We start from the raw sequence: 16,361 nt of genomic DNA on the forward strand, positions 1-16,361 counted from the left end.
CATACCGCAAAAAGGGCAAAAAAATAAGAACGCAACTTGTGGAGATTTTGCGTCCTTATTTGCAGTGTATCCCTCAATCGGAAAGCGTTTGGCTCAACCGGTATTCCCTGGGGGACTGACCGTAATATCCCTTGAATATGCGGTGGAAGTAGCTGGTATTGTCATACCCCACAGCCACGCTGATATCCACAATGTTCATCCCTGTATTCTGCAGCAGGAATGCGGCCTGGTTTAAGCGCTTTACCTGGAGCAGTTCCTTATAGTTGCGCCCCAGGACCTGCTTGATCATGCGGCTCAAACAGTATACGTCATATCCCATGATGCCGGCCAGCTCCGCCAGGGTGCCCTCGCGGTAATGCTCTTCAATATACCGGAGCACCTGGAAGGTCAGTTTCTGTTCCAGGGATTGTCCTGAATCAGGGCTCATCCTCAATCTGCCTGTATAGTGCATGAGATGGAGGAGCACAAGGCCCATGGTGGCCTGGTTGATGCTGCGCTTGCCCGGCTGTTCATTGAGCAGGGACCACACCATATTTTCCATCAGGTTCTGAATGGGCAGTACATCCGACACCTGGAAATGCAGATATCTGTCATACCTGGTATCATCACAGAGACAGCCCACCAGAAATTCCCGCAGCAGATTCTCTTCCTCCCCCATCATCCGGAAGGCAGTGTCAAAAAACTCAGGCAGGATAATAAAATTCACCCCTATGTCATCCCGTCCTGCCGGAAGTATTTCCTGGGTGGCGTGCTGGTTTAAAAACAACAGCTCCCCGGCCTTTAATTCCACCCGGTTGCCATCCACTATATGGGTGGTATGCCCCTGGCACATGTAGATGACCTCCACATAGTTGTGGGTATGGGCAGGGAAATGGACAAACCGCGTATGGGGCCGGATCGTTATCATCTTACCTGCGTGAAGCAGCTTCCTGCTGTCTATGACCATATCACCACGGTCCATATAAAGGGTCCTGTCTATCTCGCGGTTCCCCCTAAGGATGTCCTGCTCCTCCCGGGTGATCACACTCAGGCGTTCGACCATCTCCTGATTCACTGCCTATTCCCCCTTTTATCCGTGTCACACCTTTTCCAACCATGTCACACGTTCTCCGGTTCCAGCTGCCGGTCTCCCAGCTCGTTCACTAAATGTTCAAAGTCTTCCAGGGGCATGGGTTTGAAAAAGGCATATCCCTGGACCACGTCACAGCCGCAGCTTCTGAGGAAATCCACATTTTCCACAGACTCCACACCCTCTGCAATGGTCTTGATCCTCAACTCCTTGGCCATGTGTATGAAATTGGAGACCACGATCCGTTCCTTTTCACTGTCCTCACTCTTGTGAAAGAACATGATGTCCAGCTTCAGCACGTCAATGGGCAGGTTTTTCAGCAGGTTAAGGGAACTGTAGCCGGAACCGAAATCATCCAGGGAACAGATAAAACCCTTGGACTGAAGCTTCCTTACAATGTCGGAGAACAGATCCGTATCATTTAACAGGACTCCCTCGGTAAACTCCAGCTCCAGATAGCCGTCCGGCAGCCGGTACTTCTGTTTGGTCTTTGCATAATACTCTATAAAATCCTTCTGGAGCAGCCCCACCTTTGACACATTGACAGCCAGGCTGATGGGACTGCCGCCCTCATCCAGGTAGCGCCTGAACCATCCGCATGTCTGTTCAAACATGTACCGGTCCAGCAGGACGATCCGGTCGCTCTTTTCAAACAGAGGGATAAAACTGGCAGGCGGGATCAGGCCCTTGGATGGACTGAGCCAGCGCACCAGGGCTTCCGCCCCCGCGATCCGGTTGTGGTTCTGAATGTTCACCTTGGGCTGCATGTAGACCTTGAATTCCCCTGCCCTTAAGGCTTTTTCAGCTTCCGCCTCCATTAAGGAATCCTCGATCTGCTGCTGTCTGATCTCGTCATCATACAGCGCGCAGCTGCTTCCGGACCTCTCCTTTGCAATCTTATGAGCCATGTTGGCGTAATTCACCAGCACGTCAATGGATGTCTCACTGTCACCGGGAGCAAGCCGGTAAACGCCGATGGACAGTTCGATAAAATCCTGCCCCTCAACACCGGAATCCTTTATGTACTGATTCAGGGACAAGACCTGCTCCATAAAAAGTTCCTGGCTTTCGCACCTGCAGATCCCCGCAAAATTATCAGCCGACACACGGCAGGAGATGCAGTCCTTTGACTCCTTATCCACCAGGTACTCAGATATGATCCTCAGGATCTTATCCCCTTCCTCATACCCCAGAATATCATTGATGAATTTGAACTTCTTTAAGTCTCCGTACCACAAAATACAGGAGGGCAGGTCATCCCTTCCAAGGAATTGCCTGGCATCCACCTTAAATCCGTCATAATTGCGCAGGCCTGTAAGCCTATCATTGTAGGCCAGATCCATGAGCATCTTCTGGGCCCGGGCCGCCATGCTCCTCTGCCTGCTGATAAACAGGGCAAACAGGCAGCATGCCACCACGATAATGGCCATGATCCCCATGGTGGTCTCTATATATCTGGCCCGCAGCACGTTCTGGGGCACCATGCTGTGAAGGTACCATCTGCCTTCTAAGAGGGGCACGATAACAGACACCTGTTCTCTTCCATACTTGTCGGTCATTTCAAAGGACCCGGTACCGCCCTCCTCTATGGCCTTTCGCAGCGCCTCCTTGTTCTCCGGCAATATATCCCCGGGGAACGCATGAATGGAGCGCATGATGTAATCCCCGCTGCTGCTGATTATATTGGAAAATCCCTGACCGCTGAGTACCGGAGCGTCCAGGATGCTCCTTAAAACATCGGCTGTGTGCACCGCGCAGAGAACGCCTATGGTCTCTCCTGCCGGCGTCTTGATCCCCACGCCGTAATAATTGATGTACTGTCCCTCCTGAAGGTCATCCGAAAACACGTCCGATATATTATTCTTCCCCTGCAGGGCTTTTTGGAAAAACTCCATGTCCTTCAGATTGCGTTCATAGACCTTACCGTTTAAATCCACAAACCACGCGTCTCCATCCAGCCTGGCAAACCCCATGCGTATGAATGCATTTTCATTATTAATATCACGGAGAATGGGCAGGAGACGTTCACGCTCACTCTCGTCCATCCCTCCCAGCATAATCCCAAGCCCCTCCAATGTCTGAAGATCGCCCTGGACCTGCTTTACAATCGTAGTCTTTTTCTGGTCAGATGCATTGTACAGATACTCAATATTCTCCACCTGGTTCTTTATGATCATCTGCACCAGGAACAATAAGCTGCTGGCAATAAAACACAGGCACAGCAGTAAGGGAAGGACCGTGTCCATTAGCCTGTGCGTTTTTCCATCTGTCGTACTCATCTCATATACCCCGGCCTTTTTCTTCAGAACCCCCTGGTCGGGAGTGCTCCCATCCGGTGTTGTCCTGATTTCTAAATTGGTTTAATCATAATATATTTGAACTCAAATAGCAAGAAAAATGGGCGTCCCAAGGGCTCCTAATACCTGAAAATACAAAAAACAGGCAGGGGGGTCTGCCTGTTTTCTTATCTTTATTCAGCCTGTTTCTTGATCTGCAGCGGCATCCGCACTCCCATGGGGTTTAAAAGCACTCCCACAGCCTCTGCCACCAGGATCTGGGGGATCTTGTCCGCGGTTATGACAAGGGGACGCAGCTGGTTTTCCCTGTTAAACTTCTGGAACTCCATAATATCAGTAAAGATCGCCTGATACACCTCCTGGTCGTTTAACTTGATGACAGGTATGCCGTTCCCCTCTTTCTGTACGGGAACAATGAAGCTGCCTTTAGCAAAGTAATTGGATATCTCTTCCTGCCACTCCCTTAACTGGGGGCTGTTCTCCTGTGCAGGCTGTTTTCTCAGTTCCTGCATGTAGTAGAGGGCGGTGAGATGCAGTTCCGGGTTCTCCACCCACATCTTGCCTTCCGGATCCTGGGCCGGTCTGTCCCGTCTTACAAAATCAGCCAGCTGGATATGCCTTTCCTCTGCACCCTCCGTGACAGCCAGGGCATTCACTCCCATGGTATAAAGGCTGGTGTAAAACATAAGCATCTGCCTGTCTTCCAGCTTTGCCACCTTAACATCAATGTTGCCGCCTGCCAGTTCGCCAGCCTTTGCCTGGGCATCCTCTGGCGTAAAAAACATATAGGTCTCATCATCAAACGATTCCGGATCGCAGACAATATATGGCTCCTTGGTGCAGCCGGATATTAAAACATAGAGTGCCTCAGCACTCTTTAAGCGCTGGATTACTTCCTGATTTCCTGTGGATTTGTTATCATTCATGTAGTTCTTCTCCTCTTCTTTCCTTCCAAGCACAGCCGGGCAGGATATGAAAACCGGGCCGCACAGCGTACTTAAAACAGACTATCGCTTGTTATTATACCACCCCATTCATTCTTATGCTATTTAAATAATATAAAATCTTTTTTACTTTTTTCCAGGAATCAAAAAGGTATGGCTTCCGCTGATGGAAATCCATACCTTGTGCTGTTCCTGTATCCTGCCTTATATCCCTAATGCCTTATACCTTTATGCCTATATCCGCCTGTTCCCGGCTTGCGGACCCATCCGCTTGATCCTACACCGCGAATTTGGCAAGTCTCTGCTTTAGATCCCTGCAGTTTGACTCCTCCGTGTGCAGAACCAGCTCCACGGTGCGGGACACTGCCAGATAAAGGACGCCCAGTATGGACTTGGCGTCTACCATGTGGCTGCCGTACTTTATATCTGCGTCATAATCATAGCGGCTGATCGTATTTACAAAATCCACCACCTGATTGGGTTTTTCAAATTTTACCAACATACTTGTCATTCTATTACACTCCTTTGTATATAATGGTTTTTCCCCTCATTGGACAAGGGTATGGAAATCTATGTCAACCATTTATATTGCAATAAGTATAAAAGTTTCAGCCACTTTTTTCCATGGTAGAATTTTTTGATATTGAGTAAAATTTAACGATTTAAGGTATAAGTAAGATTTACTTAAGGTTTATCCAATGTTTTCCTGTATCATTCCCCCGGGCATTTTATACCAGATCGTAACTGTTCAATCAAACACAGACAAGCTCTATACCAGATAGTTCTGTTCAGGATCCCCTCTCCACTCTTCGATCACATCCGGTTTCACAATGTCATACCACTGTTTCATCATGCGGAAATGAAACAGGTCCTTTTTCAGGCGTTCCAATGCCTGTTCCCCGTTCCAGTAATGCCCAAGACGGTTTTCCAGGTCCCTTACGGTCTCTCCATACTCCGGCCTGGCGCCCAGATCCTCCAGTTCCCCGGGATCCCTCTCCAGGTCAAACAGCTGGCTTACCTGGTATCCGGCATGCTTTACCAGCTTATAGGACCCAAGGAGCAGCATGGCGCTGGGATCATCCCCCTTGATGTCGCTGCACATTGATACCACCTCCCTGTCAGAAGGCACAGGCGTCCCTTTTTTCAGGTTGGACACCAGGCTTATGCCGTCCTGGTCCGGCAGACGCTGGCATCCCGACAGTTCCAAAAACGTGGGCGCAATATCCAGCAGGCTGGTGAAACCGCCCACATGGCCTCCTTCCGGAAATACGCCCGGCCAGACATACACCATGGGTACATGGGATGAGCCTTCATAAAAATTGGTTTTCCAGAACAAACCGTGTTCCCCGATATTATCTCCATGGTCGGAGCCGTATACTACAATGGTGTTCTCCCATCCCGCTGTTTTTTCAACGGTTTCCAGGATCCTGCCTATAAGGCCGTCCACATACTCCACCATACCGTAGTAAGCCGCCCGTATCCTGCGCACATCCTCAGGGGTCACTTTTTCCATATTCCTGTTGGCATACCATTTCCGGATGGCCGGATGCATGGCGTCCTTTTCCTCCTGATCAGGAAAATGGATCTCAGGGAGACATTCATAATAGTGTTGGTATAATTCTTCCGGCGCTATGTAGGGACAGTGGGGGCCATAAAAGCCCACGGTCATAAACAATGGACGCTCATCGGTCCTCTCCTTCAGAAAGCGGCAGGCCTCTGACGCAACATCCTCATCATAGTCCAGTACTGCCGAGCGGCCTGCCCCTGACTTTTTAATGGAGGTCAGGTTCTGTCCGGAGGAGCGTTTAAACTCCCCATAAATCTCAGCTTCATTGTCCCCTCCGATAAAGCAGGGGGTGATATCGCCCACCAGACGTTTTTCATATCCGTGGCGCTGATCATTTCCCACAAAATGCATTCTTCCGCACAAAACCGTCTCATATCCCCCCACGGTCATGGAGTTTACAAAGGTGGCCTTGTCGGACGACAGGCACTGCATATTATTATAGACCCCGTTCCCGGTGGGCAAAAGGCCGGTGAGGATGGAGGATCTGCTGGGCACGCACAGCGGGGCCGCGCAATAGCAGGAATCCAGCGCCGTTCCTCTGGCGTAAAGACGGTCCAGGTTAGGGGTGCGTGCCCAGGGGTCCCCGGCGGCTCCCATAACGCTCTGGTTATGCTGGTCTGACAACAGATAAATTATATTGGGTTTCATGCTCTATTCCTCCTGCAGGTCCTGTTCAATATTAGAGTCCTGCTGCACTTCTTTTCCTTTTCTAAGGGCTTTTATATTGGCATAGATCAGATAAGCTGTCAGCAGCAGGATACCGATGCACAGCGGCCTGGCCAGCACATACAAGAAAATGTTCCTGCCCTGGGCTGAAACTATGGTGTAAGTCCTCACAAAGTTGCTCTCAATGATACTTCCCAGGATCAGCCCCAGAACCACGGGTGTATTGGGGATTCCCAGCTTGGCCAGCACCACCCCGAAAATTCCCATGCCAATGGCCACATATACGTCATACACGGAATTATTCACGCTATATGCGCCGATCAGGGAACACATCAGAACCACGGGGATGATATGCCGTATATTCAGTTTCAGGATGGATGCAAACACAGGGATTCCGAATATCCCGATCACCATCATGATAACGGCTGCCAAAAACATTCCCAGGATAAACGTGTATACAATATCCCCATGCTCCACAAACAATCTCTGCCCAGGCACCAGACCGTGGATGGTCAGGGCGCCGAACATGATGGCCGAGGTGGAGGAGCCGGGTATTCCCAGGGAGAGCATGGGAACCAGGGATCCGCCCACTGCCGCATTGTTGGCGCTCTCCGGCGCCACGATCCCCGCCGGGTTCCCCTGCCCGAAGGTTCCTTCCTTATCCCTTCCCTTGGCTTCCCCGTAGGCCAGGAAGGAAGCGATCGCTCCGCCTGTTCCCGGCAGGATCCCGATAAAGGTTCCGATAGCCGATGACTTTAGCAGCACGCCGGTATAGTTTCTCCAGGTCTCCTTCCAGATATCGATGAACCTGGCTTTCTGGAGCTGCAGGATCTCCTTATCATCCCCGTTTCCGTTCAGCCCGATCCCCTGTTTGATCATCTCCGCAATGGCAAACAGGCCGATGATGGCCGGGATCAGGTTGATGCCTCCTCTGAGCGCCTTGGAGCCAAAGGTGAACCGCATGGCGCCTGTGCTTCCATCGATCCCGATCATGGCCAGGAACAGCCCGGCAAGCGCTGCCAGCAGCCCCTTTGGAACATTTTTCCCTGTCAGGCTGCCCACAATGGTCAGGCCGCAGATGGCCAGCAGCATCATTTCCGGCGGGCCGAACCTGACAGAGATGCTGGACAATACAGGTGCAAAAAATAACAGTACGATCAATCCGATAAAGCTGCCGATGCCGCTGGCAATAACGGAAAAATACAGCGCCCTCTTTCCTTCACCCTTCCTGGTCATCTGGTATCCCTCCAGCGCCGTGCAGGATGCCTCCGCCGTTCCCGGACAGTTGATCAGGATTCCGGATATGGAGCCGCCGTAGGAGGATCCCAGATAGATTCCTCCCAGGAACAGCAGTCCCTGTTCCGGCCTCATGGCATAGGTGAACGGCAGCATGACCGCTATCCCTATCCCCCCATTCATGCCGGGAATCGCACCCAGGATCACTCCTGCCGCAGTGCCCAGAAAGCACACCACCAGTGTCTGCACACTGAACAAATTGACCAGGACCTGTGTTATCAGCTCCATATGATACACTCCTCTCCTGTTTTATTTCTTTAACATGGCTTCTCTCATGGCAAAATCTTCTTTTAAGAACGCGTCCAGGTCCGCTCCGGTCAGCAGCGCCGGCTCCTCATCAATATTGGAAACGCTTTCCTTGATCTCGCCTTCATATCCCTGCTTTAAATTTTCCACCAGAACATTTACAACAGACTCCGGAAGGCCCTTTGGCCCCACCAGCATCCTGACGGCCGGATTCACAATGTCATATCCCTGCTCTGAGAAGGTGGAGATGTCAGGAAATGTTCCCAGGCGGTCACCCAGCATGATTCCCAGTACGGTGAGATCCTGCTCCTGTGCCTGTGAAATGAACTTTGCGCTGAGGATCCCCGCTTCAATATGCCCGCCCAACAGGTCTGCCAGGACCTTGTTTCCGCCCTCATAGACAACGCCGGTGGTAACGATCCCCATTTTCTCATTCATCAGATCCAGTGAAAGGTTCTGGATCGCGGATGGAAGGGCAATGGTCAGCTCTCCGGGTTTTTCTTTGGCCTTGCTGACGAAGTCGTCCAGGTTCTTCATGTCGGAACCCTTTTTCAAAACAAGGATGTCCCCCGTTGTGTTCAGTCCTGCAATATAAGTAAAATCATCCGTGGTAAAATCACATTCACTGGCCCCATATACAAAATTGGCCACATCCGTATTGGAAAATACTCCCAGCGTATATCCGTCTGCCGCTGCCTGTGAGATATCTCCCATGCCCACCAGACCGCTGGCGCTTCCATTGTTAATGATCACAATGGCTTTTCCCAGGGTCTTCTCAAGGGGTGTGCACACAGCCCTTGCCATGGCATCCGTACCGCCTCCGGCCGCCGCCGTTACAATACATTGGATCTCTTTTTCAGGATAGGCTGCCGATGCAGCAGCTTGTTCCCCGGCCTTATCTTCCGTCTTGGCCGCGGCCTGTGTGGCTTCCCCTGTCACTGCCTGGGCCGTTGTATCCTTTGGCGCGGAATCACTCTTTGCACATCCGGATAAAACCGCTGCCGCCAGCAATGCCCCGCAGACTCCTGCCCATAATCTCTTTCCCGTACTTCTCCTCATAACTTTCCTTCCTTTCCTCTGCCTAACGCAGAATTCCCGATGGTGTAACAATTTTTAACCCCACTGTAAATACCGCAAACGCCGCCACTGTTACCAACAGCGAATACGCCAGAACCCCTGCCAGCGCCTTCCCTGTTTTCACCGGTGTGATCAGCCATGAAATGCCGGCAATTACAAAAAATGCCGCAAAGTAAAATCCCAAGGTCCCTGCCATAAGCGGATTGATAAACAGGAACAGGATCATCACGATCTCCTTCCACCATATCCTGGACAACGACTGATCCGGCGCTCCCCTGGCCGCGCTTCCCAGCAGAACCATCCCGATAAGGATCAAAAGCACAAATACCGTCATGGGATAGATTCCTCTGGACAGTCCGGTCACCCCGGCCATACAAAGGCCAAAACAACAGGCCAGGACACCGGATAAGAAATTGGTTTTAAGAAATTTTTTCTCTTTTATCAAAACCCCGCCTCCTTTTTTCTCCCTTACTATGTTTGATATTGTCATAATAGCACACTCTTTTCTTAAAATCAAGAAATTTTTTCTCTTTTATTATAATTTTTTTCGTATAATCGAGAAAATTTTTCTCTTATTTTTTTCTTTTTTTCTCTTTTTACTTGTATTTCCTGTAAAAAAGTGGTATAATACAGGAAAATCAATGGGAGAAACAGTGATGGAGAAAAAAATTACCTTACAGGATATTGCCAAAACTGCAAATGTGACGGTCGCTACGGTCCACAAGGCTCTTCATAACAAAAAGGGCGTCAGCCCTGAAAAGCGGGAAGAGATACTGGCTCTGGCCCGTTCCATGAATTACTACAGCGAACCTTCGGTCCATAAGACCTATAAGATCGCCGCCGTATTCCCCGGACCTACCAATGACAACCGGTATTTTTACCAGTATATATGGAAGGGGATCCATGACAGGGCAAAGGAATTGTCTCCCTGCCATGTGGAGATCCTGGACATCACCTTTGACGGAGGCCAGGAACAGCAGCTCCAGGTCCTGAACCATATTTGGGAGACGCGGCACCAGGAGCTGTCCGGCCTCCTCACCGTGGTCTGGAATGAGACTGATTCCCTGGAGGTCCTGAACCGGTTTACAGACGAGGGCATCCAGGTTTTTACCATTTCCGCAGACGCCCCCTTCAGCCAGCGCACCGCCTGCATCATGGCCAACCCTTACCGCTCCGGCCGTCTGGCAGCCGAGTATCTGGGCTCTGTCCTCAGGCAGCCATGCCGCGTGGTCATCATCGGGACCAAACGCGACACCAACAACCATGCCCAGGTCGTACGCGGATTCTTTGACCAGATGACGGAGAGCAACCCGCTGATCGAGATCATTGAATTATATGAAAATGTTTATTACCCTGAAAAGCTTTTTGAAACACTCAGCGAGTTTCTCCACACCATTGACAATATCATGGGAATTTACGCCAATAACGCAAGAACCACGGCACGGGTGTGCACCATGGTAAACGAGATCGGATACCAGAACAAAGTGACCATCATCGGAAGCGAACTTTTTGAGGAGTCCAAGGATGCCCTAAAGCATGGGATTCTCAATGCCATCATTGACCAGAACGGATATGAACAGGGATACAAGGGCGTTTCCATTGCCTTTGACAGCATTGTTCTGGGGAATGAGGTGCCGTCAAAGCACGAGATCAACACCTCCCTGATCCTGAAGAATAACCTTCCCCTGTAGGGATAAAAGGAACTGCCCGGGCCGTGTATCGCCAGCCGGGACAGTTCCTTTTTTATTGCTGTATGTTAACAAGCGTAAACCTTCCGTCTTTTACCGGGGCAATGGTTTTTGAATCCATGATACAAAAGAGAACCGCTGTTCCCGGGTCTCAGAAGAAGCCAGCCGGTTTTAGACGGCTGGCTCATCAGGGACTATATTTCCACTTTGATATTACATCCCCTATCTCCTCCAATTATTTCCAAACAAGACCTGTTCAGACTCAGTCACGCCTCTATGTCCATGTACCGTGCACTCCCCCAAAGCAGCTTCCAGCTCCTGAAATTCTGTCTCTGTCAGCAAGACCTTACTCGCTCCAAGATTCTCCAAAATTCTTTCCTGATTTTTAGAACCTGGGATCGGCACAACATTAGGATATTTGTAAAGCATCCATGCAAGAGAAATCTGGGCTCTTGTTGCTTTTTTTCTCTGGGAAAATTTTGTAAGTATATCCAGAATCGGCTGGTTGGCAATGATGTTTTCCTTAGACAACTGGGGAACGAATTTCCTCACATCATCTCCTTCAAATTTCATATCAGCTGTCACATTTCCAGATAAAAAACCACTTGCTATTGGAGAAAATGGAACCACACCAATATGATGATCCAGGCAGTATGGAATGATCTCCTGTTCACTGTCACGCTCCAACATGGAGTACAGATTCTGTACTGCTGAAACAGGCGTTACGGAATGTGCCGCCTTTAATACGGGAACCGATATCTGGGAAAGCCCCCAGCCTCTGATGCATCCCTCCTGCTTTAACCTTCCCATTACTTCCGCCACTTCTTCTACCGGTACCATTTCGTTGATCCTGTGCAGATAATAAAGGTCGATATGATCGGTCCGCAGATTTTTAAGGGATGCCTCCATATGTCCGCGGATGGTGTCGTATAAAGATACGCCTGGCCCATAGTCCCCAGGATGGAGGTGGAACTTAGTTGCAAGAACAACATTCCCTCTGAAGCCTTCCACCGCCCTTCCTACCAGCTGTTCGTTATGTCCTGCAAAAAACTGTTCCACACCATAGCTTTCGGCCGTATCAAAAAACGTACAGCCAAAATCATATGCCTTTTGGATCGCTCTTATACTGTATGCTTCCTCCGGAACCTTTCCATATCCATGAGAAAATCCCATACAGCCCATTCCAACTTCTGATACTGCAATACTTCCAATTATCCTCTGTTTCATTATCGGTTTCTCCTTATCAAATTCTGTGTACTCCCAGAGTACACATTCTTTATATTTTCCACCTCTTCCCTAGGACAGCCGTATTGATGGAAACTTTGTATTAAATCCCCAGACCAGTCAAAAATTCCACTGTTTCCGGGTCGTAGTGGGAAAAAAATGCGCTTTCGCCCTGGTCCAGCCCGGCAAGTACCTCCATCTCCTCATCGGCCAGGACAAAATCAAATACATTGATATTTTCCTCCATTCGTTCTCTGTGAGTTGTTTTGGGAATCACCACAACATCTCTCTGGATCAAGAAGCGCAGAGCTGCCTGGGCTGCAGACTTTCCATATCTGCTGCCAATCTCATTGAGTACGGAATTGTTAAAAAAGTCCTTCCGTCCCTCGGCAAAAGGCCCCCAGGATTCAATCTGTACGCCGTATCTTTTCATGATCTCATGGGCCTTTTTCTGCTGCTGGAACACATGGGTCTCCACCTGGTTTATTGCAGGTTTAATCTCCACAAAACGGCACAGGTCGATCAGGCGGTCCGGATAGAAATTGCTGACGCCAATGGCCCGGATCTTCCCGGCCCCATATGCCTCCTCCATGGCCCGGTAGGTCCCATAATAATCATTGAACGGCTGATGAATCAGCAAAAGGTCTATGTAATCCGTCTTCAGCTTTTTCAATGATTCGTCAATGGACCGCCTGGCTTTTTCATAGCCTGCGTTTGTAATCCACACCTTTGTGGTGATAAAGAACTCTTCCCTTGGGAGAGAGCATGCTGCAAGTGCATTCCCCACGCCGTCCTCATTCCCATATGCCTGGGCTGTATCAATGCTGCGGTAACCAGCTTCAATGGCCTCCAGCACACATTTTTCCGTATCCTGCACAGGCGTCTGATAGACGCCATAACCCAGCTTAGGCATCTTTACCCCATTATTTAATGTTACATATTCCATGATAGTCCTCCTTTTTGCTATTCATATCCTAGAATGTATTTATTTTTCACTTTACAGTTTACAGCTTATAATAATAAATGTACAATATAAATAACGAAAACTACATTTCATAAGATGAATACTAAAACAAGGAGTTTCCATGCTGAATCTGATAGAATTAGAACAGTTTGTAGCATTTGCTGATTACGGCACACTGTCAAAAGCCGCCGAACACTTGAATATATCACAGCCGACCATCACACGCTCCATGCAGCATGTGGAGGATGCATTTGGCGTACCGCTTTTTATCCGCGAAAAAAACCGGATCACACTTAGTCCCACCGGAAAAAAGGCGGTCTCATGCGTCCGGGTTCTCCTGGCCACATCCAGGGATACGGTCGATCAGGTACAGCGCTATCACAAAAGCCTCCATTCCGTTACTGTTGAATCCTGTGCCCCCGCACCCTTGTGGACCGTACTCCCGGAGCTATCCTCCCATTATCCTGACATGTCCATTTCATCCTGTATCCAGAATCCTGACGATATCTTAAACCATGTGATCGCTCATACCTGCGATATTGGAATCCTGCCCTATCCGGTGGAAAGCAAAGGGATCCTATGCACCCCCATATTAAAAGAAGCCCTGTCAATATGTGTCCGTCCGGGACATGACCTGGCTTCAATGGAACGTCTTACGTTCTCTGATCTGAATGGGTTTAATTTTTTACTTCGCTCTGAAATTGGTTTTTGGGATGCCATGTGCCGCAAAACGATGCCTGCCTCAAAATTTCTGGTGCAGACCGATGACTTCGCCTTTCAGGAGCTGGTCTATGAATCCACCCTGCCCTGCTTTACAACAAACCTTGCAGCCGATAACAGCGGTATGCTCCAGGGCCGAATTGTGATACCAATAACGGATCCGGAGGCTACTGTCACCTATCATTTGATTCTATCCGCAAATAAATCAAATGCGTTCCGGGGATTCCTCCGAAAATATAGTGTTTTACCATACTAACCTGCTGATCACAAACAGTCCCTGGTTTTAAACCTTCCATCGGACATTTCCACACGCCCTACTCAAACACGGCCTCAGCTTTAGTACCGGCACTCCCCAGCGTCACCTCAATGGCAGGATCTCTATATTCCACTGTGGTACCTTCCGCCAGATCCGTTACCACGAATTTGACAAACCCATGGCCATCCTTTGCCTCTGCCCTAAGGCGCTGCGCGGTCCCCGCAAAATACCGTCCGCTCCAGGATGAGGCATCGGACACGCCCTTTGTTTCTTCTGTAATATCAGTATCATTGATACGGATAAAACCGGCCTCACTGTCCGTAAAAAGCGTCACGTCCACAACATTTGACAAGGAGAAACGTTCCTGCAAATAGCCCTCCATGTATCCGGCGCGTTCCTGCGCGAACCGGACCATCTTGTCCACGGCAGCTTCCCAGCTTTCTCTGCCTGGTACGGAGCCGGGATAACGGTTCGCCTGTTCATCAATGGCAGGCTCAATCTCTGATTTCCAGTTGCTGATCGCTTCCGCCACCGTGCCGGCGTTATAATTTGTATTCATCACATCGCAGAACCGGTTGATAAATCCGGCCTGGAACCCTTGGTTTTCCAGCAAACGTCTGAATATCAGTGTTGACTGGGAGGAAGTGAAACCATTGCCCCGTCTTCCGGATGAACTTTCATTCAGGGCATGGGACAAGGTATCGTTGGTCTGATCGCTCATCAGCCCAAAACCCCAATCCATATCCTTGATGATCCAACGGTAGCGCCCGTCCTTGTACCACTCCGCTCCGCCGTCATATCCGCCGTTCTCTGTCCTGTACCGCCAGAAAACGTTATTATTGGCCGGCCAGTCCGTATTGGCGGAATAAATATTGGCAATATGGTAATCCATGAGATTATCTATGTCCACATACTCCAACGCTTTCTGGTAGCTGCTTTCATCTGCCATGGAATGGTCATTGAAAAAATTCCACATCTCCTCATAATATTCCAGATCGCTTTCTTCCCCCTCACTGACCTCGGGCGCGCTGTTTCCGCTTGCAATCTCCAGGACCGTCACACGGTCCCCATCAATATCATAATGGTTTGCAAAATAATGGTCATCGTATCGCTCACGGATATTGTATATACCCCAAAATTCCCCGTTTACAAAAGCAACGCAGGGCCGTGCTGCCTGGGTGTCCACATTCAGATCACTGACAAGTTCCTGCATCAATGCATCCCTGAACAGAGTGCCGGAATTGTCATTGCCGCTGGAGCGCAAAATAATCCGCTTGAATGTGGCAAGGATATCGTCATTACAGGACTTTGTCAGACCATCAAAAATCTCATACTCTATGGTGGGGTTCTCCTTGTCATAGCTATCCTTGGCGTAAAAACGCAAAGCCTTTTGTGCCAGGGACCGGGTCGTGCCTCCGTTGATCCGCACCCCCATGTTCTGGGAAACCACCAACGTACCGGCCGGTTCAAACAGTTCAAAATACACCGGCCTTTCCCAGTCGGAACCGGACTGGCTGTAATTGGCGTAAATACCGGTCGCCTCGTCAAAGAGATTGGACGAGTCGGTGACAACGGATACCACCGGCAGGCTGCCATACCGCGACATAATATTCTGGCTGACAAAATATAACTTGACCGAGATACGGGATAATATAGCCCCGTCTGCCGAAAATACCGCTGCCTTCACCACGGTTCCCTTAAACACATTTTCCGCCGGTTCCGCCGATAAAGAACCTCCACGGGGACCTCTGCCGCCGCCATTGCCAGGCCCGCGCTGTTCTCTGTCTGTATTTGCAGGTTTCGGTTCATTGCTGTCCGTATCTGCTCCTTTTGGATCATTGCCTTGCTCCATGGAAAGGTTGGAGCCCTCCGGCCGGGGAACCTGAAAACCGCCTGGCCGGTTTCCAGGCATTCCCCCTCCGCTGCCAAAGCCTCCGCCCTGTCCAAGCGTGCCGGCAGCCTGATTCGAGAGCAGGTTCTCCTCGCCGGTTCTGTCCGTAATTGTGATTCCCGCTGCGTACTCCGGTGATCCATCCGTTGGGTCGCTGCCGTCCAGCGTATATCGGATGATCCCATTCTCCGTGTCTGTGGAAAGTTCCAACACAAACTCCTGCTCATAAAAGCCACTTTCCCGTGAAAATATCACACTGCCTGTTTTTGCTGCATTATCACTTATTTGTTCCGTACTTCCTGCCGTTTCACCAGCTATCCGGCTGCACCCGGCCGCATAACATAACATGGCCGCCGTTACGCAAATGGCCGTTGCCCGAATTATAGTATTCTTCAAAGCTGCTCTCCTCCGCACTTTTTTTACCTCTTTTTTAATATAGCATGAGAACATTAAATT

13 protein-coding genes are annotated in these 16,361 nt (G+C 49.9%); 2 read left to right on the top strand and 11 right to left on the bottom strand.

Annotated elements, in window-relative coordinates:
- Positions 1-73 precede the first annotated feature (73 nt).
- The 8 genes from ABID13_RS15255 to ABID13_RS15290 all read right to left on the bottom strand — a co-directional run bounded on the left by ABID13_RS15255 (position 74) and on the right by ABID13_RS15290 (position 9,607).
- Complete coding sequence (locus ABID13_RS15255) at positions 74-1,054, bottom strand: AraC family transcriptional regulator (protein WP_007859923.1); 981 nt, start codon at positions 1,052-1,054, stop codon at positions 74-76.
- A 44-nt stretch (positions 1,055-1,098) separates the two neighbouring features.
- The gene (locus ABID13_RS15260; RefSeq protein ID WP_040415003.1) at positions 1,099-3,348 is read right to left on the bottom strand and encodes a bifunctional diguanylate cyclase/phosphodiesterase; all 2,250 of its coding nucleotides are present in this window, start codon (positions 3,346-3,348) and stop codon (positions 1,099-1,101) included.
- A 191-nt stretch (positions 3,349-3,539) separates the two neighbouring features.
- Positions 3,540-4,292: an SseB family protein gene (locus tag ABID13_RS15265; RefSeq protein ID WP_007859927.1), complete on the bottom strand. Its 753-nt coding sequence runs from the start codon at positions 4,290-4,292 to the stop codon at positions 3,540-3,542.
- Positions 4,293-4,587: 295 nt separating this feature from the next.
- On the bottom strand, positions 4,588-4,821 hold the full coding sequence (locus tag ABID13_RS15270) for an HPr family phosphocarrier protein (protein ID WP_007859928.1): 234 nt from the start codon (positions 4,819-4,821) through the stop codon (positions 4,588-4,590).
- Positions 4,822-5,079: 258 nt separating this feature from the next.
- The gene (locus ABID13_RS15275) at positions 5,080-6,525 is read right to left on the bottom strand and encodes a sulfatase family protein (RefSeq protein WP_048930854.1); all 1,446 of its coding nucleotides are present in this window, start codon (positions 6,523-6,525) and stop codon (positions 5,080-5,082) included.
- A gap of 3 nt (positions 6,526-6,528) precedes the next feature.
- Positions 6,529-8,067 carry a tripartite tricarboxylate transporter permease gene (locus tag ABID13_RS15280; RefSeq protein WP_048930853.1) on the bottom strand — a complete coding sequence of 513 codons (1,539 nt, stop codon included), beginning with the start codon at positions 8,065-8,067 and terminating at the stop codon, positions 6,529-6,531.
- Positions 8,068-8,088: 21 nt separating this feature from the next.
- Positions 8,089-9,144: a tripartite tricarboxylate transporter substrate binding protein gene (locus ABID13_RS15285; RefSeq protein ID WP_045091892.1), complete on the bottom strand. Its 1,056-nt coding sequence runs from the start codon at positions 9,142-9,144 to the stop codon at positions 8,089-8,091.
- 22 nt (positions 9,145-9,166) lie between these two features.
- Entirely contained in the window at positions 9,167-9,607 is a 441-nt protein-coding gene (locus ABID13_RS15290) for a tripartite tricarboxylate transporter TctB family protein (protein ID WP_048930852.1), read from the bottom strand.
- 211 nt (positions 9,608-9,818) lie between these two features.
- Between ABID13_RS15290 and ABID13_RS15295 the strand changes: the two genes are divergently transcribed.
- Positions 9,819-10,853 carry a substrate-binding domain-containing protein gene (locus tag ABID13_RS15295; RefSeq protein ID WP_007859933.1) on the top strand — a complete coding sequence of 345 codons (1,035 nt, stop codon included), beginning with the start codon at positions 9,819-9,821 and terminating at the stop codon, positions 10,851-10,853.
- 219 nt (positions 10,854-11,072) lie between these two features.
- Here the strand turns inward: ABID13_RS15295 and ABID13_RS15300 are convergent, their stop codons facing one another.
- Both ABID13_RS15300 and ABID13_RS15305 read right to left on the bottom strand, forming a co-directional pair.
- Positions 11,073-12,077, bottom strand: a complete 1,005-nt coding sequence (locus ABID13_RS15300; RefSeq protein WP_048930851.1) for an aldo/keto reductase — start codon at positions 12,075-12,077, stop codon at positions 11,073-11,075.
- Between the two features lie 100 nt (positions 12,078-12,177).
- On the bottom strand, positions 12,178-13,020 hold the full coding sequence (locus tag ABID13_RS15305) for an aldo/keto reductase (RefSeq protein WP_048930850.1): 843 nt from the start codon (positions 13,018-13,020) through the stop codon (positions 12,178-12,180).
- A gap of 139 nt (positions 13,021-13,159) precedes the next feature.
- Here ABID13_RS15305 and ABID13_RS15310 point away from each other — a divergent pair, with 139 nt between their 5' ends.
- Complete coding sequence (locus ABID13_RS15310) at positions 13,160-14,014, top strand: LysR family transcriptional regulator (protein ID WP_048930849.1); 855 nt, start codon at positions 13,160-13,162, stop codon at positions 14,012-14,014.
- A gap of 58 nt (positions 14,015-14,072) precedes the next feature.
- Here ABID13_RS15310 and ABID13_RS15315 read toward each other — a convergent pair whose 3' ends face one another.
- Entirely contained in the window at positions 14,073-16,301 is a 2,229-nt protein-coding gene (locus ABID13_RS15315) for a CotH kinase family protein (RefSeq protein WP_048930848.1), read from the bottom strand.
- Positions 16,302-16,361: the final 60 nt, after the last annotated feature.

The sequence above is a fragment of the Enterocloster citroniae genome (assembly GCF_040545455.1).
Taxonomy (GTDB): domain Bacteria; phylum Bacillota; class Clostridia; order Lachnospirales; family Lachnospiraceae; genus Enterocloster; species Enterocloster citroniae.